Genomic DNA, 19,494 nt, shown 5'->3' on the forward strand with positions numbered 1-19,494 from the left:
GGGCACGGGCTCCCGGTGTCCCCGGCCCGGCGCCCCCGCGCGTGGGACGACCTGCGGCGGCCGGCCCGTCGAGGGGCCTCCACCCGGAGCGGCGGCGCCTCAGCGACGAGGGCCTCCGGACGGCGCCGGCGCCGCGCCCGGACGGGCCCGGCGGGCCACGGGTGGCAGGCCGAGCCGGTGGGCGCCCGCGATGGCCAGGCCGGCGGCGAAGGCGAGCACATGGCCCACCGCGGACACCTCGCCGTCCCCGAGCCCGGACAGCAGGTCCGGTGCGGCCACCGCCAGCATCACCAGCCACACCGCCCGCGACCACGCCGGGCGGGCCACTACGATCGCCACCGCCAGCGCGGCGACCACCACGTAGGACGGGCCGGTGTCCAGCACGTGCGCCTCGGCGGCGGGCAGTTCGCCGTGCTCGATGCGCCACCACACCAGCGCCTCCGTCAGCCCGGTCGCGGTCAGGTGGGCCAGGGCCAGTCCCGCCACCGCGCGGCGGGCGCCGAGCGCCGACACCACGGCGAACACGGACAGCGCGAAGACCGGCCACACCCAGAGGGTGCTCTGCGGTACGAACACGGACACCGTCAGGGCTTCGACGGGGTGCCCCGACGGCCAGAGGCGCAGGTTGTCGAGGTTGGTCGACGCCCACTCCCGCAGTGCCAGCACCCGCTCGGGCGGCAGCAGCCGCAGGACCGGCCACATCACGGCGAGCACGGCGACGAACCAGAACGCCGGGTTCCGTACCAGCCGCCGCAGCGAAGCGCGCGTCGGGCGCGGGCCGGCCACTACCGGGCGCGCCGCGGCCGCGGACCGCCGACGAGCGCGGCGCCCGCGGCGACGGCCACCGCACCGGCGGCCATCAGCCCGTGGCGGGAGCGCCAGGACAGCACCGACCAGCGCGAGTTGGCGGACAGCAGTGACCCGAGGGAGAGCCACGACCCGGCGGACAGCACGGACAGGGCCGAACCGGCGGAGCCGATCGACAGCACGCTGCCGACCGACCCCACCGAGAGCACCGAGCCGACCGAACCGATCGACAGCACCGAGGCCACCGAGCCGATCGAGAGGGTGGAGTCCTCGGACCACCGGGACCACGAGGGCGAGGACGACACGGACGAGGCCGCTGCGGCGACCGAGGCCGACAGAGCCGATGACGAGGGATCGTTGCGTTCCGACACCCGCCGATCGTATGCCGCCCCCGCTCCACCCGCCCCGCCCCGGCCCCGCTCCACCCGCCCCGCCCCGGCCCCGCTCCACCCGCCCCGCCCCGGCGGTCCCCGGCCGTGGACGGCCCGCGAAGATGGACGGCCCGCGAAGATGGTCGGCCCCCTCGCGCTCGTCGACGCGAGGGGACCGGCCACCAGCGTACGGGTGGTGCGGGCCGGAGCCGGCCCCGGCTCCTCCGCTGCCCGCGGGAGACCGGCCCCTGCCGACCGGACGGGGCACCGGTGCCACCGGCCGTCCCGTTACCGGGCTTCTCCGTCCGCCGAGGGGAACCCCGGCCGCCGCCGTCGCACCGGGACGCCCTGCGTCACAGCGGGGTGAGGACGTCCTGGTGCAGCCCGTCGAGGACGAAGCCGCTGTCCAGCCGGACCCGGACCGTCACCCGCCGCCCCCGCTCCCGGTACGCGGCCCACGCCGGCTCGAGCGCGGCGATCTCCCTCTCCAGCCGCTCCCGGCTCGCCGCCGGCATGGTGTGCCCGTAGTCCTCGAACAGAGCCTTGAGCCGCTGGTACTCGCGGACCTCCGTGCTCTCCGGGAGCTCCCCGTCCACCCGCTCGACGGTGCCCTCCGCCCCGGCCCCCAGCGAGAGGAACCCGACGGCGGCCCCGGGTTCCCCGGCGACCGCCTCACCGATCGCCAGGTCCTCGGCCAACCTCACGCGTCGGCCCTCGTCCAGGGTCATCCGTTCTCCGCCTCTCCGTCGGTCACTGCCACCGGCGCGGGCGGCCTGCGGCCAGGCCATTATCCGTCGGTCCCCGGCCGTCGACGCCGGGCGCCCCCCGGGCGGGCACGCCCGCCCGGCCTCCGGCTGTCCGGTGCGGCGCAGCGTACGCCTGGGGGCGGTTTGGGCTGGGCCGTTCGAGTGGCGGCGGGGTTCGGTGCCCCGGCGACGTGGGCAGAGCCTGCGGCATGACGACACCTTCGACCAGTGGTCCACTACGCCGGCGCCGTCCGGCTTCCCCGGCTTCCCCGGCCTCCCCGGCCGCCCCGGTCCGCGTGGCGAGGCCGGCGGCACCGGCCCGGCCGCGCGTGACGGGCGGATGCTGTCGGACCTGGTCCAGCCAGCACCTCACGCTGGGCGGCGCGGCCGTGCGCACGACCTGGCACGAGATGGCGTGCCGGGCCTGGACCCGGCGGTGACCACCGGGCGGGGGTGCGGGGGAAATCCAGGAGCCCGGATGCCCGCGCGGTGCTACGGTCGGGCGCCATGAACTGGCTTCCCGACGACTTCGTCCACCCCGTCCTGGTGCCGCTGCCGGGTGGCGGTCATCATCTGCGGCCGATCCGGGAGGCGGACACCCCGCTGGACTATCCGGCGGTGATGGGCTCGCGCGAGCGACTGTGGACCCTCTTCGGTCCGGCCTGGGGCTGGCCCGCGGCCACGATGACCTACGAGGCCGATCAGGCCGACCTGTTGCGGCACGAGAAGGAGATCGCCGCACACCAGTCCTTCAACTACGCGCTGTTCGACACGGCGGAGACGGCCCTGCTGGGCTGCGTCTACATCGACCCGCCGGAGCGGGCCGGCGCGGACGCCGAGATCTCCTGGTGGGTGGTGGACGAGCTGGTGGGCAGCGGGGTCGAGCGGGCGCTGGACGCGCTGGTACCGGAGTGGATCGCCGCCGACTGGCCGTTCGGGCGGCCGCGCTTCGTCGGCCGCGAGATCTCCTGGTCGCGCTGGCTCGCCCTGCCGGCGCACCCCGGCGCGTAGCACCGGGGTGCGCCGGATCGCCCGCCTCGCGGCGCTGTCGGGAGTTTGGGCCCGCCCGGGAGAGCGTGACGGTGTGGTGCGCCCGACCGGTCCGGCCGGGCGCACCACACCGCGGTATCAGGCCAGGCCCTGGGCGATGACCAGCCGCTGGATCTGGTTGGTCCCCTCGACGATCTGCAGCAGCTTGGCCTCACGCATCCAGCGCTCCACCGGGTGGTCGGCCACGTAGCCCGCGCCGCCGAGCACCTGGACGGCGTCGGTGGTCACCTTCATCGCCATGTCGGTGGCGAAGAGCTTCGCCTTGGCCGCCTCCAGCGAGTAGGGCAGGCCGGCGTCCTTGAGGCGGGCGGCCGCCAGGGTGAGCGCCCGCGCGGCGGCGACCTGGGTGGCCATGTCGGCCAGCATGAAGCCGATGCCCTGGAAGGAGATGATCCGCTCGCCGAACTGCCGGCGCTCCTTGGCGTACCGCACCGCGTAGTCGACGGCGGCCTGGGCGAGGCCGACCGCGCAGGCGGCGATGCCGAGCCGGCCGCAGTCCAGCGCGCCCATCGCGATCAGGAAGCCCTTGCCCTCGCGGCCGATCAGCCGGTCCGCGGGGACCTGGACGGAGTCGAAGCCGATCTGGGCGGTGGGGGAGGACCAGACGCCGAGCTTCTTCTCCCGCTCGTGCACCACCATGCCGGGTGTGCCGCCGGGCACCACCAGGCAGGAGAGGCCGCGGGCGCCCGGCCCGCCGGTCCGGCTGAACACGTTGTAGAAGTCCGCGTAACCGGCGTGGGTGACCCAGGACTTGGTCCCCGAGATCCGGTACCCGCCGTCCTCCTTGACCGCCTTGGTGGTGAGCGAGGCCGCGTCCGACCCGGCCTCCGGCTCGGACAGGCAGTAGGCGCCGAGGAGTTCGCCGCCGAGCATGGCGGGCAGCAGTTCCTCGCGCTGGGCCCGGGTGCCGTAGGTGGCGGTGCCGAAGCAGGCGAGGTTGTGCACGTTGACCGACTCGGCCACGGCGAGCCAGTGGTAGGCGACCTCCTCCAGCGCCTGCAGGTAGACCTCGTACGGCTGCCCGCCGCCGCCGTACTCCTCGGGGTAGGGCAGGCTCAGCAGTCCGGCCTTGCCGAGGGTGCGCACGACCTCCCGGGGGAACTCGTGGTTGGCCTCGAACTCGGCGACCCTCGGGGCGAGTTCGTTGGCGGTGAGATCCCGGACCAGGTCGAGCAGGTCGGCGGCCTCCTCGGTGGGCAGGATGCGCTGGACCTTCATCGGGCCACCTCGGTGAGCGTCGGGTGCTGCGACCGCAGCAGGTTCTCCAGGACGACGGCGACGCCGTCCTCCTCGTTGGAGGGCGCGATCAGGTCGGCCTCGGCGTGCAGGGCGGGGTCGGCGTTCGCCATGAACACCCCGCGGCCGGCCCAGCGGATCATGTCCAGGTCGGTCCGGGCGTCGCCGAAGGCGATCACCTCCGAGGGGGCGACGCCGCGCTCGGCGCAGAGCTTCTCCAGCGCGGCGATCTTGCTCACCCCGTGGGCGACCAGGTCGACCACACCGCTGTGGTGGTGGGAGACGGTGACCAGCCCGCCGAGGACCTCCTCGACCTCCGCGGTGTCGATCTCGCGCAGCCGGGGTGTGACGGCGAAGAGCTTGAGCACCGGGACGTCGATGGTCTCGGGGTCGGCGCGGTAGGACTCGCCGATCAGCAGCGGCTCGGGGTAGTCGGGTGCGTAGCCGACCCGGCGGTCCGCCAGCATCCAGCCGATCCTGGCGTCCGGCAGCGCCCGCTTCAGCCGGGCGGCCGTCTCGCGCGCGGTCGCGGCGTCGATCGTGGACGCCTCGGTCAGCTCCATCGACGGCACCTGCCAGAGTGCGGCGCCGCCGCAGCAGATCGCCTCGCCGGTCAGGTCCAGGGCCTCGACGATGTACTCGATGGCGGCGGCGTGGCGGACGGTCACGAAGACCGTCTCGATGCCCTGCTCGTGGGCCAGGGCGACGGCGCGGCGGGTCCGCGAGGCGACCGAGTAGTCGGGGCGCAGCAGGGTGCCGTCGAGGTCGACGGCGATCAGTCGGGGCAGGTCGGGGGTGGCGGTCATGCGGGGAGCTCCTCGATCGGGGTGCCGGGCGCGTCCACGCCGTGCTGCAGGAACGCGTGGATCAGGCGGACGAAGCGCGTGGACCAGTCGCGGCCGTAGAGGTCGTGGCGGTAGCGGAGTTCGAGCGCGATGCCGTCCTTGCGCTGGTAGCCGATGACCCGCAGGCCGCCGCGCGGGACTTCGGGCATCGGGATGCCGATCGGCTGCACGCCGAGGCCGGTGGGCTGGAGCAGCGGCTCGCGCTCGTCCTCCACCATGTCCATGTCGAAGTTGAGGTAGATCGGCACGCTGCCGGGCTCGCGGAAGCGGATGCCGTACTGCTCGGGGGCGAGTTCCCGGCTGATCAGCGAGAACGGGATCCGCTGGTGGCGCATCGCGTTGAACAGCGTCTGCGCCTCCAGGCGGACGAGTTCGCCGAACGGCGTCGCGCCGGTGAAGCGGGTGCGGAAGGTGGCTGGGGTGGCCACGTAGCCGACCATCGCGTCGGTCTCCGGCCGGGTCCGGTTGGCGAGCGAACCGAAGGTCGCCACGTCGCCGGCGGCGTCCTCGCCCACCGTCTCCAGGCGCAGCCGCCACATGGCCGCCTTGAGCGCCGCGGAGACCACGACGGCCGAGGTCACCCGCTCCTGGGCGGCGAACTCCTCGACGGTGGCGCTCAGTTCCGGTCCGATCGGTTCGAGCAGTTTGGTCACGCCCGGCTCGGCGCCGGTCGGCGCCTGCGGGTCGGCCAGGCCGGAGGCGGGGATTGGGGTGATGCCGTCGAGCTGCTTGCGCCAGTAGCCGAGCTGGCGCTCCAGCTGGACGCCGTCCAGGTGGCCGTGCTGCCAGAGCGCGAAGTCGGGGAACTGGACGCCGAGTTCGGGGAGCGCGGGGACGGCGTCGCCCTGCTCGGTGGCGTAGATGGTCAGCAGATCGTTGATCATGATCCGGGCCGACCAGGCGTCGAAGACGATGTGGTCGGTGGTCATCGAGAGCACGTGCAGGCTCTCGCTCACCCGGCCGAGCACGGGGCGGAACAGCGGTCCGGCGGCCAGGTCGAAGGGCTGGTTGGCGTGCTCGGCGAGCAGGGCCAACACCCGCGGCAGGCGGGTCTGCGCCGGCTCGTCGGGCGCCTCCAGGACGGGTAGGGCGCGCGGCTCCGGCGGGAGCAGCAGCATCACGTGCTCCTCCCCGGCCGCCTCGTCCACCTCGGGGAAGACGGTGCGCAGGGTCTCGTGGCGCTCGGCCAGCAGGTTCAGACTGCGCTCCAGCAGGGCGACGTCGAGCGGCCCGTCGAAGCGCAGGCCGAGCGCGATGTTGTTGTTCACCTGGTGCACGTGCCGGCCCCAGAGCAGGCGCTCCCGCTGGGTGTGGGTGGCCGGGACGGCCGCGCCCCGGGTGGCGGGGCGGACCTCGGTGGAGGTGTTGGGTTCCGGCCGGGTGACGTGGACGGTGGTGGGGATCGTCATGGTGTGGCGGTCCGTTCGCAGGGAGAGGCCCGGGGCGGCCGGGGAGTCAGGCGGATCGGTCGGACTTCGGGTGCAGCGCGGGGTGGGCGAGCAGGGGCAGCAGCAGGACGATCGCGGACAGCGCGCTCAGGGTGGCGAAGCCGAGGCGTTCCAGGACGACGCCGGACAGTGCGGCGCCGGCGGCCGCGGCCAGGTTCATCGCCATGTCGGAGAACCCCTGGGCGGCCGGGAGTTCGGCGACCGGCACGCTCTCGGAGAGCAGGACCGAGGCCGCCACCAGCACCGCCGACCAGGAGAGCCCCAGCAGCGCCAGCGCGATGGAGAGCTGGACGACGTCGTCGCCGTCGGCGGTGCCGCAGAGCCACAGCGACAGCAGCATCGCGGCGGTGCCCCCGTAGAGCACCGGGGTGCTCCGGAAGCGGTCCACGGCCCAGCCGAACAGGGTGGAGAAGCCGTACATCCCGGCCAGGTGGCCGCTCAGCACCATGCCGATCACGCCCAGGCCGGTACCGGCGTGGTGCATGTGGATGCCGGTCATCGACATCACGGCGATCATCACCAGGTGTCCGGCGACGATGCTGAGGATCGCCAGCACGGCCGGCCGGTTGCCGCGCAGCGCCTTCAGCATGGTGCGCAGCGGCGGCGGCTTCTCCCGTTCCCCGGCCTCGTCCTGCCCGCGGGCCAGCAGCAGCGGGTCGGGGCGCAGCAGGACGGCGATCGCGGTGAACGCGATCGCGAAGCCGACGACCGCGAACAGGTAGGTGCCGGAGAGCGGCGGCAGGCCCAGGTGTTCGGCGATCGCCGCGCCGGGCCCGGTGAGGTTGGGGCCGATCACGGCGCCGACCACGGTGGTGGTGAGCACGAGCGACATCGCCCGGCCCCGGTGCTGCGGTTCGGCCAGGTCGGCGGCGGCGAAGCGGGCCTGCAGGCCGGTCGCCCCGGCGGCGCCGTAGAGCACCATGCCGACCAGGAACAGCGGGAAGCTGTGCGCCACGGCGGCCACCACGCAGGCCACCGCGCCCACCGTGGCGGCCAGGTAGCCGGTGGCCAGCCCGGGCCGGCGCCCCCGGACGTGGGTGATCGCCGCGATCGCCCCCACCGCGGCCGCGCCGCCGAGCGTCGCCGCGGTCTGCGACAGGCCGGCGAGGGTGGCGCTCCCGCCGAGGTCCTCGGCCAGCAGGCTGGTGACGGCGAAGCCCGTGGCGATGCCGCTGCCGCTGATCACCTCGGCGACGACGAGCGTCCGGACGGTCCGTCGCTGCACCCGGGCGCGGTCGTGGCGCGGCGGGTCGGTGGTGGTGGTCAAGGTCGGCATGGCGCTCCGGCTCTGTGCGTGTCTGCGGGGTCTGTGCGTGTCTGCGGGGGTGGTGGGGGTGGTGGGGGGATCTCCGGCCGCCCCGAGGGGCGGCCCGTGGCGGGCCGGGCCCGCGGGTCAGCCGCGGGCCCAGTCGGCGGTCTCGGGCCAGTGCCGGCCGACCCGGCGGACGGCGTAGTCCCAGTACGACCGGACGGAGAGGTCGGCGTAGATGAAGTCCTGCTTGGCGGCCACGTCCTGCTCGGTGGACCAGGTGTACGGGACGCCGGTGCCCTCGGCGGTCAGCTGGAGCCGGCAGGCGCGCTCCAGCACCTGGGCGAAGACGGCGGCGTGCCGCACGCTCTTGCCGACGATCACGCCGCCGTGGTTCCGGAGCAGGACGGCCGGGTGGTCGTCGAGGTCCTTGGCGATGTGGTCACCGGTCTCGATGTCCAGGACGGTGTTGCTGGTCTCGGTGAACAGCCCGATCCGGTCCCGGAAGTACGCGCCGTCGTGCGAGATCGGGCGCATCGGCAGGTCGGTGGCCCCGAACAGCAGGGTGTACGGCGCATGGCTGTGCACGATGCCGTTGACGTCCGGGCGCGCCCGGTAGATCGCCTGGTGGAGCGGCAGCTCCGGGGGCGCCAGTGGCGGGGCGGGCAGCGTGTGGTCGACCGGGCAGCGGACCACGTCGGCGGGGGCGGCCTCGTCGAAGCCGACCAGGGCGCCCTTGATGAAGAACTCGTCCCGGCCGGGGATCCGGGCCGAGATCTGGCCCTGGTTGAAGTCGTCGTGCCCGTCGAGGGAGAGCATCCGCGCGCCGACCGCGACCTGGAGGACGAGCCGGTGTTCGGCGGGGCTCAGCGGCCGCCCCTCTGCGGTGGTCATGGCGTGCTCCTTGCTGTCAGGTCGTCGTAGACGGTCCGCATGGTGACCAGGCCGGGAGGCGCGGTGCGGGCCCAGTCGGCGGCCGTCAGCGCACCCCTGGCCGGCACCGCCCAGCTGCCGACGTGGTGCCGTACGTGCAGCGACTCGCCGTCCCACGTGTGGGTCAACTCGTGTTCGCTGACGGGGAGTCCGGCGCGCTCGTCGGCGATGTCGGCCACCTCCCGGCCGCTCGCGCCGGCCCAGGCCCGGGCCAGGACCACGGCGGTGGCGCTCGGCCGGTGCGCCTTGCCGATCGGGTGTCGCTCCCGGACGGTGGTGGTGGCCGCGCCGAGCGGACCCCTGGTGAGGGCCGCGGTGAACTCGGCGATGCGCAGCTGGAGGTAGTGGGCGAAGGAGAGGTTGGTGGCCCGGACCACCGGGACCACCGTCGCCAGCTCCGCCAGGGACGTCCACTGGGCGTCCGTCAGGTTGGAGACGCAGGCGACGAGCGGCACCCGGTGCGCCGCGCAGTAGTCGAGCACGGCCGGGTGCGCGTCGGGCGCGCTGGCGTCCACGAGGACGTCGGGCACGGCGTCGACCTGCCAGCCGCCGGCGCGGGAGGCGGTCAGCGAAACCCGCGTGCCGTCCGCCCGGCAGGTCGCGAGCAGCGCCGCGCCGAGCCGCCCGCGACCGACGACGCCCAGGGTGGGGCCGCCGGTCGCGGGTGCCTCAGGCATCGGCGCCGACACCGCTGGCGACCACCAGCGCCGCGACGCTGTCGATGGTCTCGTAGTGCTCGGCGTCGACCTCCGGGTCCAGGTAGACGCCGAGGTCGTTCTCGATGCTGTCGATCAGGCGCATGTAGGAGAGCGAGGAGAAGCTGACCGCGCGCAGCGAGTAGCCGGCCTCGGCGAGCTCGCGGGCGGTGAAGCTGCCGTCGCCGGCCGCGACCGCGAGGTCGAGGATCTTGGTGTGGAGGGAGCTGTTGTCCATGGGGTTCTCCTGGGCTGGGGGAGGGGGTCAGTTGCTCTGGGCGTCGGCGAGCAGCCGCCGCAGGCGCTCGACGGAAGGCTTGCCGATCGAGTTCACCGGGATCCGGTCCACCAGGTGGAGGACCGAGGGCACCTTGAAGGAGGGCAGCACCGCCGAGCAGTGGCTGCGCAGGGACTGCGCGGTCGGACCGGGCCCGACGGCGACGACGGCGGCCAGGATCGGCTCGCCGTGCCGGCTCTCGGCCTCGAAGGCGACCGCGTCCAGCACCCCGGCGGCCTCGCGCAGCACCTCGGTGACCTCGATCGGGTCGATCTTGCGCCCGCCGACGTTGACCAGCCGCCCGGTGCGCCCGGTCAGGTGGAGCACGCCGTCGACCAGGTGGCCCTGGTCGCCGGTGCGGTAGCGGCCCTCGGCGTCGATCCGCTCCTCGAAGACGCCGGGCGCGTTGAGGTAGCGCGAGCCCATGGACTCGCTCCGGACCCGGACGCCCTGCTCGTCGGCGATCAGTTCCACGCCGGGCAGCGCGGTGCCGAGCCCGGTGCCGTCACCGTCGGCCGCGTAGGTCAGGGGCCCGGCCTCGGCCACGCCGTAGTAGTTGTGGACCGGTACGCCGGTGAGCCGGGTGAACTCCTCGCGGACGCTGTCGCGCAGCGGGGCGCCGGAGGAGATCGCGGCCCGGACACCCGTGAAGCCCCCGGTCGAGGAGCGCCGCACGATCGACTCGTACAGTGCCGGGAACGCCACCAGGCGGGTGGCGCCGGTGCTCTCCAGCAGCCGCACGATCCGGGAGGCGGTCGGCAGGCCGCGTGACAGGTGCAGCGAGGCACCGGGCAGGAAGGCCGCCAGCAGCGAGGTGTTGAAGGCCAGGCCGTTGGAGAGCGCGGCCAGGCAGGCGATCCGGTCCTGGGCCGAGAGTCCGGTGCCCTCGGCCCAGTTGCGGGCCGCCGCGAGCACGGCCGTGCCGGAGAACTCGATGCAGTTGGGCCGGCCGGTGGAGCCGGAGGTGAAGCGGCACACCTCGGTGCCGGGCAGCAGCGGCGGGGGAGGGGTGGCGGAGCGGCGCACCCGGCTGACCGTGAGGGCGCCGAACTCGCCTCCCGCCGTGAGGACTTCCGCCGTGACCTGCTCGACGTCGGCGTCCGGCGCGTGGATCAGCAGGTCCAGCCCGCAGTCCTCGGCGATCCGGGACAGCTCGAACGGTCCGAAGGCCGAGTCGGCCAGGAAGGGGACCGCGCCGGCGAACAGTGCCGCCAGGTAACCCACCACGTAGTCGGTGGAGTTGGTGGCGTACAGGCCGATCCGCAGTCGGTCGCCGGCCACGCCGTACGGGGCGAGCCGGGCGGCGGCGGCCCGGGCCCGGTCGGCCAGTTCGGCGTAGCTGAGCGACGCGTCGGGGTCGGTGACCGCCACGCGGTCGCCGTGGCGGGCGAGGGCGTCCGTGAAGGCGTGGGGAAGGACGGCGTTCATCGTGGCCTCACCGCTCGTTCTGGGCATGGGCGGTGGCGAGCCGGTCGAGCTTGACGCCGGAGTCGTCCGGACGGCCGAGCATCAGGACGTAGAGGATCTCGTCGCTCTCCGGCAGCCCGGCCAGGGTGTGCCAGAGCGCCGCGTCGAACCCGCCGACGCCGGTCACGCCGATCCGGGCGCGGTTCGCTCCCAGATAGAGCAGCTGCCCCAAGGCGCCGCAGCGGAAGGCCAGCTCGCGGAGGTCCTCGGCGCCGGCGGCCGAGTCGCCGGCGCTGTCGGTGAGCGCGGTGCGCGGTGCGTGGAGCAGCACCACGGCGGCGGCGCCGGCGAGGGTGCGCTGCCGCATGCAGGCGCGCACCACCTCGTCGGCGGAGGGCAGCCGGCCGGTGCGCCGCGCGCCCTCGCCGGTCAACGGGTGCACGGCGTTCTGCCCGGGTTCCTCGGCCGACCGCAGGACCAGGGTGGCGCCCATCGGCGAGGCGGCCGGCAGGTCCGTCCGCACCGGCGTGGAGAGGGCCGAGACGGCCTGCCAGACGTCGGCCGCGGGGACGGTGCCGGGAACGAACGCCTTGCTGGAGGCCCGCGTGGCGAGCAGCTTCGGCCACTCGGAAGGATCGCCCAGACCGGGCTGCCCACCGGCCGCCCGCCCGCGGTCGCGCAGGTCCGCGAGGGGGGCGAGGGCGTCGGGTGCGCCGTCCGTCCCGGGGTGCTCCGCCCGCGCGGAGAGGGAGTCCCAGCAGGTCTGCTCCAGCCAGGACCGCCAGGTGGGCGCGTGTCCGTCCCGGGCGGCGCCGTCGTGCACCGTCCAGCGGGTCCAGGCGTCGTCGGCCTCGGCCGCCGGTACCAGGAGGGCGGAGTGCACCTCCCGGCAGTTCTCGCCCGCCTCCAGCAGGTCCGAGAGGGGCAAGCGGGGGAAGCGCAGCCGCAGCGTCCCCGGCGCGCCCCGGCCGGTGGTGGCCAGCAGCAGGTTCCCGGCGGCGTGCCCGGCGTCGAGCTGGGTGTACAGGTAGCCGCGGTCGCCGTACTTGCGCATGGACAACCAGGGCCGGGTGAGGGTGACGATGACCGCGCCGCCGTCTCCGGGGATCGCCAGCGTCGAGGCGTGCAGTGCTCCGGCGACGTCCCCGGTGGCCAGCCGGGTGCAGGTACGGCGGTCGGCGTCGACCCGGAAGGCGGCCGGCGCGCCGTTCTCCATGGTGAGGACGGCGAACTCGTAGGGGTACACGGCCCCGGCGGACGGGACCGCCCGAGCCCCGTGCGACCTGCGGGAACGGTCGGCCCGGCTGGTCAGCGCGCCTTCCTCCAGCAGGGACAGCGCGAGTCTGAGGCCCGGAGCCGCGGCCGGCTCGGCGGGCGACTCGGACGGTGCCGCGGGCAGGGCCATCCGGGCCCACATGTCGGCTTCGAAGTCCGGCGGCGCGTGCTCGGGTCTACGGGCGAGGGGTACTGCTCGTACGGCGGGTATGGCTGATGTGTCTGCATTGCCTTGCACGTCTGACGAAGCCTCATCTCGTCTGGTGGCACGGCCGACCGGGCCTGCGAGAGGGCAGGCGAAAGCCCCCCGGCCAGTTCGGCAGATGGCATGCGGCGGCTACAGGGAACTGTGTACAGACTTCGACATGACTGTGCCGCCCGCGTCATTGCGGGCGTCGACAGCCCGTCCCCCGTGAACGGCCTGTGTGAAGTGGATGAATCACCTGTTCCGCGCCCTGGGTAAGCGGCGGCTGGCGATCATCCTGTGGCACCCACGTGAGCGCTGTCAAGGATTGGCGTAGACCATCGAGGGACTGTTGGGCGGCCCCCGGCGGGGCGGTCGCGACCTGCCGAAAGTGACCGAGGCGCAGAGCTGGCGGTTACTCAAATCGGCTGCCGCAGACGTGGGTTCGCGGACAATACCGACATTGGACCCAAGCCCCCCGTCCCGGACGGCGCAACCCGGCGCCGGCCGGAGCGCTCGCTCCCGGCGGTGGCGGAGACCCACCCATGCGGTCGCTTGACGACCCGCGTGTCCGCCCCCGGTGTCCGCCCCGCCGGCCGGACGCCGGGCCGGCGCAGACCGGTCGGTCCGCGCCGCCCCCGCCGATACCGCGGGACAGGTATCAGCGGACCGGCCCGACGGTGATTCGAACCGGAACGGAGCCGGACGGAATGTCCCTCGGCCTCGGCCGGGAATCCGTCGAATACCCTGGGTGAAACGGCGCGAAGTGTGTCCGAGGAATTTCCGGTGATCGCCGGAACGGGCGATATCCGGCGTGGGCCGGATTCCCTGGTCGCGGGGAATCGGTATCGGTCGGAACGCCGCGCATCCGCCCGCTCCGAGACGTGCCCGACGGCGCCGGTGATCCATCGTCACGGGCCGCCCGGGCGCGGGGTCCGGTCGGCGCCGACCGGGGAATTCCGGACCGGCTCCGAGCGGCCCGGCGACTCGTCGGCCGACCGCCTCTGCCCAGCGGATTCCGAGGCCGGGGACGGCGGAACCGAACCCGCGCCGACGGACCTGCGGAGCGCCGCCGAGCAGGGCGCCCACCTGGGCGACCGCGCCGGGGAAGGCGGGCTGGAGATCCCCGCGGGCGCCCTCGGGTCGGACCGGCCGGGATTGCGCCGAACCCGGCCGGTCCGCACGCGCGAACCGGCCGCGCGTCCCGCATTCCCGCACGGGGAGCGCGCCGACATCACCGACCGGTCCATGACGCCCGCCGAAGCGCCGGAGGTTTCCTTCGTCGGCGATCGGCTCCCCGTTCCGCGGCGTTCGGCTCGCCGTTGTGCCGCGTTCGGGTTCGGCGCCGGTGGGCGTGGGCGGCGGGGCGGCCCGGTCGCGCGGCGCGGCACCACCGGCCCCACGACTCGGCCCGCCCGTCGTGGTGATGCGCACTCGTGCGAGTGCGTACGGTCCCCCTGGGATCGGCGCAGTTCGTACGGGCCAGGACGCGTCCTGGTGTCCTGGCGGTTCCGGGTCCCGGTGGACTCCGCCGGGCGGCGCCCGACCGGGCCGGCCGGACCGCTACCGCGGGGTGGTGTCGTCCGCCACGAAGGGCCCGCCGTGGCCTGGCACGATCAGGTCCGCCGCGGCCAGCACCCGCAGCCGGGAGGCGCGCAGCACCTCGCGGTCCGGGGCCACCGGGTCGTCCGCCGGGCCGTCGGCGTGCCACCACAGGTCGCCGGCGAAGGCCACCACGCCCGAGTCCGTGCCCGCCAGCAGGGTGATGTCCTCGGGGCTGTGGCCCGGGGTGCGGATCAGCCGCAGCGACGGGGTGAGTTCGTAGCCCTCGGCGTCCCGGTTGGTCCAGTGGTCGCCCAGGTACTCGACCTTGTGGTCGTGCACCCGGGCCCGGCCGAAGAGGCCCACGTTCATGGTGTTGTCGGGGTGGTGGTGGCTGAGCACCACGTCGGTGATGTCGTCGGGGCCGAGGCCCAGTTCCGCGAGCGGGGCGAGGATGTGGTCACGGCTCGCCACCATGCCCGGGTCGAAGATCACGTGCCGTCCGGCGTCGGAGATGTAGGAGACGGTGGCGGCGACCCCGGGGCCGGTGGAGCCCACGTAGCCGGTGGTCAGGACCTTGAAGGCGGCGCTGCGGCCGAGCGGTGCGTCTGTCATGGCTTCGATCCTTCCGGTCTTGACGGCGGCTCACGAGTGGCACGTCTGCCGGTGACCGCAGGATTCGTGCCAACCCTGTGCGACACTGCCTGCGTGCCGCCTTTCCGGACCGTCGCCGCCTACGTCCCGCCCGGCGCGGGCATGCTCGCCGTCGGCATCGTCACCGAGGTGTTCGGTCCGCACGGAGCGGCGGTGCCCGGTTTCGACTTCGCCCTCTGCTCCGACCGCCCCGGACCGGTACCCACGGACTGCGGAGTGCCGCTCGCCGTCCCGCACGGACTGGACCGGTTCGCCGGCGCCGATCTGCTCATCGCGCTGCCCGGGGCCGGATTCCGTGAACCGCCCGCCCCCGCCGTGCTCGACGCGCTGCGGGCCGCGCACGCGCGCGGCGCCGTGGTCGCGGCCCACTGCGTCGGCACGTTCGCGCTCGCCGCCGCCGGACTGCTCACCGGCCGGCGGGCGACCACCCACTGGCGGTTCGCCGACCTGCTCGCCGGCCGCTACCCGGACGTCACGGTGGACCCGGACGCGCTCTACATCGACGACGGAGACGTCGTCACGGGCGCCGGAGCCGCCGCGGGTTTCGACCTCTGCCTCCACCTGCTGAGGCGGGAGTACGGCGCCGCCCTGGCCAACGCCGTCGCCCGCGACATGGTGCTGCCCTCCCACCGCGACGGCGGGCAGGCCCAGTACCTGGCCGCGCCCGTCCCCGGGAACGGCCAGGACGAGCGGCTCGCCGAGGTCCTCGGCTGGGCCCGCGAGCACCTCCACGAGCCCCTGCCGGTCACGGAACTGGCCCGCCGCGCCCTGATGAGCAGGCGCTCCTTCGCCCGCCGCTTCACCGCCGCGACCGGCACCACCCCGCACGCCTGGCTGCGGGACCTGCGCCTGAGCCGGGCCGAGGAACTCCTCGAAGCCACCGACCTGCCGGTCGAGGAGATCGCCCGCCGGGTCGGCTACGGAAGCGCCGCCGTCCTGCGCGACCAGTTCGTGCGGCGCCGGGGAGTCCCGCCCCGCGCCTACCGGCGCGCTTTCACCGGCACGCCGTGACGGTCCGGCAGGTCCGCCCCGGCCCCCGGCGTCCAACGTCGCCATCCGCCGGGCGGACGTCCGGCCGTGCGCCGTACGGGGCACGAGGGCGTTCGCGGACGGCGGCCGTGCTGTCGGACCCTCCTCCTATCCCCCGCGGGTACGGGGACTCGCCGCTCTGGAGGGTGCGCAATCTTCGCAGAAGCGTCACAGCTGGGTCTGGAACCCTCACAGCTGGGCTGCCTAGGCTCCGCATGCGCACGACGACGTGCGCGGAGCCGCCGACGACCGGTGTGGGCCGGCCACCCCGGCAGCACGGGAAGACCACATGGACTACTGCGCACCCTGCCGCCGCCATCTGAACGGCGCGATGACCTGCCCCGGCTGCGGGGCCCCCGCGGCGACCCGGGAGACCCTGCCGGACGCGACCCTGACGCTGCCCCAGGGACCACCGGCCGCCGTGCCACCGCCCGCTGTGCCACCGCCTCCGGCGGCCGGCCGGTCCGCCGCACCGGCCCGGTCCCGGCGTTCCGGGCGCCGGCCGGCGCGGCGGGCCGGCGTGCTCGCGCTCTCCGTCGTCGGCCTGGCAGTCGCGGGGCTCGGTGTCGCGGCCCTCGCCGCGAACGGCAGTGAGGGCGCCTCGCCCGCGCCGGCCGCGGGCGGGCCGGTCGCGACGCCCACGCCGAGTGCCCCGACCTCCGCCGCGCCCCCCACCGCGACGGGCGGGACCACGGTCCCGGCCGCGCCGACCACACAGCGCACCGGCGCGAGCCGTACCGCCTCCGCCACCGCCACGGCCACCAGGAGCACCGCCCCGCCCGCGCCGACGAGCAGTCGTGCCCCGGAGTCGCCGCCTCCCGTCCCGGCCGCTTCGAGTACGGCCCCACCCACCGTTCCGCAGCCCTCGACAGCCGCTCCGCACCCCTCGGCCACCGTCACCGCGAAGCCGACGCCCACCTGCACGCCGTTCCTCTTCTGGTGCACGTAGCGGGCCGCCCGCTCACCGCCCGCCCGGTCAGTCGCCGGGGGCGGGCACGCAGTCCCGGCAGACCGGTTGCCCGTCCTCCTCACGGGAGAAGCGGCTGCGGTGGTGGACCATGAAGCACCGCGCGCAGGTGAACTCGTCCCCCTGGACGGGCACCACCTGGACGGTGAGCTCCTCCCCGGAGAGGTCGGCGCCCGGCAGCTCCACGGACTCCGCCTCCTCCGCCACGTCCACGTCCGGCGTCCCGCCGGAACGCTCGGCACGCTGCCTCTTCAACTCCTCGACGCTGTCGACCTCCTCGTCGTCGCTGTTCGTACGCGGGGCGTCGTAGTCGGTTGCCACTGCTGCACCTTCCGTCGGAGGGATCCGGTACGCGCGGGGGGCGGACCGGATCGTCACGCCTCGGACCACTGTCCCCCGCGCCCGCCGATCACGCAGGCGGGGTCGCCGACCGGGGCGTCCGCGACGGTCGCCGACGGCCCGCCGCCGCCGAACAAGCGAGGCCCTTGCCCCGGACGGCCGGAAAGATTCGTACGAATAGGCGAGCGGCCCCCGGGGCAGTCGGGTGCTCGACACCGACTGCGGAGGTTCCGATGGTTCCCCTTCTTCTCGTTCTCCTGCTCGCTCTGCTCCTGTTCGGCGCCGGGTTCGCACTGAAGATTCTCTGGTGGGTGGCGATCGCCGTACTGGTGCTGTGGCTGGTGGGCTTCGTGGCCCGTGGCACGCACTCCTCGGGCCGGCGCCACCGGTGGTACCGCTGGTAGGTCACGCCCTCAGGATCCGGCCCGGCGGCGGGGCGCACGCGTGGAGCGTGCGCCCCGCCGCCGTGTGTGCGGACCAGGTCCTCCCCGAAAGGGCGGTCGCCGCGGCAGGCGGCCGTGCTGGGACAGCTCACCCGGGAGGGGAACGCCGCACCGGTGCGGCTCGGGCGTCGCCCGAATGATCGCCTGGAGTGGCAGTCGGCGTAATGCGGGCCAGGCTTGAACCGGGCAGATCCGTTTGCTTCCTTCGCCGGCCCGGCCCGGCGCCGGCCCGTTCCCCCGATCCAGGAGACCTCGATGTCCCGCCCCCTGACCATAACCCTGCCTGTCTCGGGGTCGGGTTCCGTACCCGACACCGCCGCCCCCGACCTCACCCCCGTTCCCCTGCGGGTGAACCAGCCGTCCCCCGTCCCGCTCGGCGGCGACCTCGCGGCGGCGATGATGAGCGCCGCGGCCAGCCGCCCGGTGGAGGAAGTCGCCGATCTGCTCTGCCACCTGAACCCGGCCCACACACCGACCCTGGCCCCGGTCCTCCACGGAGCGGTCGCCGCCCGCCCGGTCGAGGACCTGGTCCGCCTCCTGATCCTCCTGAGACCCCGCGACAGCACCGGCGCCGACCAGATCCTGCGCGCCGCCGTCCTCACCAGACCCACGGGCGACGTCGCCCACCTCACCGCCCTGCTCGCGGCCGAAGCCGACAGCGGCATCCAGGCGGCCCTGCACGCGGCCGCGTCGCTGCGCCCGGTGGCCGATGTCGCCCACCTCGTCCAGCTGCTCCGGCCCGCCCCGGTCGCGGACCGGCCGGCCGGGCCCTCGACGAGCGGTGACGACACGGAACCCCTGGCGGCCGCCACGGAGCAGGCCGCGCCCGACGCCGCCGCTCTGCCGCCGGCGCGGGTGCTGTCGAGGGCACGGCCCCGCGAGGAGCGCCCGCCGCTCCGGTGGCCCGCCGCGGCGGCCCTGGTGATGACGGGTGCGCTCCACGTGCCGCTGGTGGCCGCTCTCTGGGGCCAGAACCCGGACGTCTCGATGGTCGCCGGCCTCAGCGTCCTGTGCCTGCTCCTCGCCGTCCCGCTCGGCGTGCGCGGCACGCCGTGGACGTGGATCGCCGGCGTCGTGCCGGCCGCGGCCGCGTTCGCCGGCTACCTGCTGTTCGACACCATGGTCCCCGTGCGGGTGGCGGTCGGCATCATCGAGTGGCAGGGCCGGTTCGGGCCGGCCGCGCTCGTCTGCGAGGCCGCCGTCCTCGTGCTGACGCTCACCCACGCGCTCACCCCCCGGCGTCGCCGTACGAGCGTCGGAGCCGGCCGCCGGGCCGTCCGTCGTACCTGACACCCGTGGCGGGCCGCGCGGGCGCGTGATCCGCTCGCCGTCGCGGCCCGGTGGCGCCGCCGCCCGGTGGGCGGCTCGTCCCGGGTCGGCGCCCGGCCGCGGTGACCGCGCCCCGGCCCACACCCCTGACGGGGGCGTGGGCCGGGGCGGGTGTGTGGGTAGCGGCCTCAGGCCCGGGGACGCGGCCGCGCCGCCCTTCGGCCGGTGACGGTCGGTGATGGCCGGAGGGCGGCGCGAGGGGGCCGGTCCGTCAGGTGGCGATGGTGGCGACGGGCTCCAGGCCGTAGGTGCGGGCGTAGCCGTTCTCGGTGCCGACGAGAAGGTCGACGACCTCGAAGTAGCGGTCCCAGAACGGTGTTTCGCGCAGTGCGTCGATGAGCAGCTGGTAGGCGTGGTGGCTGTCGGCCTCCCACACCCAGACGTCGGTGACGCGCGCGGAGTAGAACTCCGTGTCGTAGAAGCGTGACCGGACACCGGTGGTCCTGGCCTCGATCGCGGGCAGGACCTGGGTGGTGAAGGCCTCGACGCGTTGCGGGACGGTCAGCGCGAGCCACTCGGGGGTGGTCTTGACGAGCATGAACGCCGTGACCGGCGGTTCGGTGACTTCAGCGGACATCGGGGTGCCTCCAGAGCGGCAGGTGGTCTCGGTACGTCGCGCCACCGGGTGTCCCGGCGGCGGACGGTGGGGCCTCGGGAGAGGCCGGCGG

The 19,494-nt window shown here is 74.8% G+C and carries 19 protein-coding genes; 4 read left to right on the forward strand and 15 right to left on the reverse strand.

Going from position 1 to position 19,494, the window contains the following annotated elements; translation table 11 throughout:
• Positions 1 to 99: 99 nt before the first annotated feature.
• The 3 genes from ABZ495_RS13840 to ABZ495_RS13850 form a co-directional block, all read right to left on the reverse strand.
• Positions 100 to 786, reverse strand: a complete 687-nt coding sequence (locus tag ABZ495_RS13840; RefSeq protein WP_359835850.1) for a rhomboid-like protein — start codon at positions 784 to 786, stop codon at positions 100 to 102.
• Positions 786 to 1,145 carry a hypothetical protein gene (locus ABZ495_RS13845; RefSeq protein WP_359835920.1) on the reverse strand — a complete coding sequence of 120 codons (360 nt, stop codon included), beginning with the start codon at positions 1,143 to 1,145 and terminating at the stop codon, positions 786 to 788. Before ABZ495_RS13845 ends, ABZ495_RS13840 begins: the two co-directional genes overlap by 1 nt.
• 386 nt (positions 1,146 to 1,531) lie before the next feature.
• Positions 1,532 to 1,906, reverse strand: coding sequence for a hypothetical protein (locus ABZ495_RS13850; RefSeq protein WP_359835852.1), 375 nt, complete (start codon positions 1,904 to 1,906; stop codon positions 1,532 to 1,534).
• 525 nt (positions 1,907 to 2,431) lie between these two features.
• Here ABZ495_RS13850 and ABZ495_RS13855 point away from each other — a divergent pair.
• Positions 2,432 to 2,935 (forward strand): GNAT family N-acetyltransferase, encoded by a 504-nt coding sequence (locus tag ABZ495_RS13855; protein ID WP_359806717.1) that lies wholly within the window; start codon positions 2,432 to 2,434, stop codon positions 2,933 to 2,935.
• A 117-nt stretch (positions 2,936 to 3,052) separates the two neighbouring features.
• On the opposite strand, the gene ABZ495_RS13860 is transcribed toward ABZ495_RS13855, so the two are convergent.
• The 10 genes from ABZ495_RS13860 to ABZ495_RS13905 form a co-directional block, all read right to left on the reverse strand.
• Complete coding sequence (locus ABZ495_RS13860; RefSeq protein WP_329485260.1) at positions 3,053 to 4,192, reverse strand: acyl-CoA dehydrogenase family protein; 1,140 nt, start codon at positions 4,190 to 4,192, stop codon at positions 3,053 to 3,055.
• Positions 4,189 to 5,016 (reverse strand): HAD family hydrolase, encoded by an 828-nt coding sequence (locus ABZ495_RS13865; protein ID WP_359835854.1) that lies wholly within the window; start codon positions 5,014 to 5,016, stop codon positions 4,189 to 4,191. Before ABZ495_RS13865 ends, ABZ495_RS13860 begins: the two co-directional genes overlap by 4 nt.
• On the reverse strand, positions 5,013 to 6,464 hold the full coding sequence (locus ABZ495_RS13870) for a condensation domain-containing protein (protein WP_329485258.1): 1,452 nt from the start codon (positions 6,462 to 6,464) through the stop codon (positions 5,013 to 5,015). The genes ABZ495_RS13865 and ABZ495_RS13870 overlap by 4 nt, the downstream gene beginning before the upstream one ends.
• Positions 6,465 to 6,510: 46 nt before the next feature.
• Entirely contained in the window at positions 6,511 to 7,779 is a 1,269-nt protein-coding gene (locus ABZ495_RS13875) for an MFS transporter (RefSeq protein WP_359806723.1), read from the reverse strand.
• Positions 7,780 to 7,896: 117 nt separating this feature from the next.
• Positions 7,897 to 8,646 carry a class II aldolase/adducin family protein gene (locus tag ABZ495_RS13880; RefSeq protein WP_359835856.1) on the reverse strand — a complete coding sequence of 250 codons (750 nt, stop codon included), beginning with the start codon at positions 8,644 to 8,646 and terminating at the stop codon, positions 7,897 to 7,899.
• Positions 8,643 to 9,362 (reverse strand): dihydrodipicolinate reductase C-terminal domain-containing protein, encoded by a 720-nt coding sequence (locus tag ABZ495_RS13885; RefSeq protein WP_359806726.1) that lies wholly within the window; start codon positions 9,360 to 9,362, stop codon positions 8,643 to 8,645. Before ABZ495_RS13885 ends, ABZ495_RS13880 begins: the two co-directional genes overlap by 4 nt.
• Positions 9,355 to 9,618, reverse strand: coding sequence for a hypothetical protein (locus tag ABZ495_RS13890; RefSeq protein WP_329485254.1), 264 nt, complete (start codon positions 9,616 to 9,618; stop codon positions 9,355 to 9,357). Before ABZ495_RS13890 ends, ABZ495_RS13885 begins: the two co-directional genes overlap by 8 nt.
• Positions 9,619 to 9,645: 27 nt before the next feature.
• Positions 9,646 to 11,112 carry a class I adenylate-forming enzyme family protein gene (locus ABZ495_RS13895; protein ID WP_359835858.1) on the reverse strand — a complete coding sequence of 489 codons (1,467 nt, stop codon included), beginning with the start codon at positions 11,110 to 11,112 and terminating at the stop codon, positions 9,646 to 9,648.
• Entirely contained in the window at positions 11,093 to 12,469 is a 1,377-nt protein-coding gene (locus ABZ495_RS13900; protein WP_359835861.1) for a nitroreductase family protein, read from the reverse strand. The genes ABZ495_RS13895 and ABZ495_RS13900 overlap by 20 nt, the downstream gene beginning before the upstream one ends.
• 1,617 nt (positions 12,470 to 14,086) lie before the next feature.
• Complete coding sequence (locus ABZ495_RS13905) at positions 14,087 to 14,680, reverse strand: MBL fold metallo-hydrolase (protein WP_329485251.1); 594 nt, start codon at positions 14,678 to 14,680, stop codon at positions 14,087 to 14,089.
• A 141-nt stretch (positions 14,681 to 14,821) separates the two neighbouring features.
• Between ABZ495_RS13905 and ABZ495_RS13910 the strand changes: the two genes are divergently transcribed.
• The gene (locus ABZ495_RS13910) at positions 14,822 to 15,730 is read left to right on the forward strand and encodes a helix-turn-helix domain-containing protein (RefSeq protein WP_359806810.1); all 909 of its coding nucleotides are present in this window, start codon (positions 14,822 to 14,824) and stop codon (positions 15,728 to 15,730) included.
• Between the two features lie 994 nt (positions 15,731 to 16,724).
• Here ABZ495_RS13910 and ABZ495_RS13915 read toward each other — a convergent pair.
• Positions 16,725 to 17,036: a DUF4193 domain-containing protein gene (locus ABZ495_RS13915; protein ID WP_329485247.1), complete on the reverse strand. Its 312-nt coding sequence runs from the start codon at positions 17,034 to 17,036 to the stop codon at positions 16,725 to 16,727.
• Between the two features lie 251 nt (positions 17,037 to 17,287).
• Here ABZ495_RS13915 and ABZ495_RS13920 point away from each other — a divergent pair, with 251 nt between their 5' ends.
• The gene (locus tag ABZ495_RS13920; RefSeq protein WP_329485246.1) at positions 17,288 to 17,458 is read left to right on the forward strand and encodes a hydrophobic protein; all 171 of its coding nucleotides are present in this window, start codon (positions 17,288 to 17,290) and stop codon (positions 17,456 to 17,458) included.
• A gap of 294 nt (positions 17,459 to 17,752) precedes the next feature.
• Complete coding sequence (locus ABZ495_RS13925) at positions 17,753 to 18,787, forward strand: hypothetical protein (RefSeq protein WP_359806736.1); 1,035 nt, start codon at positions 17,753 to 17,755, stop codon at positions 18,785 to 18,787.
• A gap of 250 nt (positions 18,788 to 19,037) precedes the next feature.
• On the opposite strand, the gene ABZ495_RS13930 is transcribed toward ABZ495_RS13925, so the two are convergent.
• Positions 19,038 to 19,403 carry a darcynin family protein gene (locus tag ABZ495_RS13930; RefSeq protein ID WP_329485244.1) on the reverse strand — a complete coding sequence of 122 codons (366 nt, stop codon included), beginning with the start codon at positions 19,401 to 19,403 and terminating at the stop codon, positions 19,038 to 19,040.
• Between the last annotated feature and the right edge of the window lie 91 nt (positions 19,404 to 19,494).

Source organism: Kitasatospora sp. NPDC005748, from assembly GCF_040630735.1.
In the GTDB taxonomy this organism is placed as follows: domain Bacteria; phylum Actinomycetota; class Actinomycetes; order Streptomycetales; family Streptomycetaceae; genus Kitasatospora.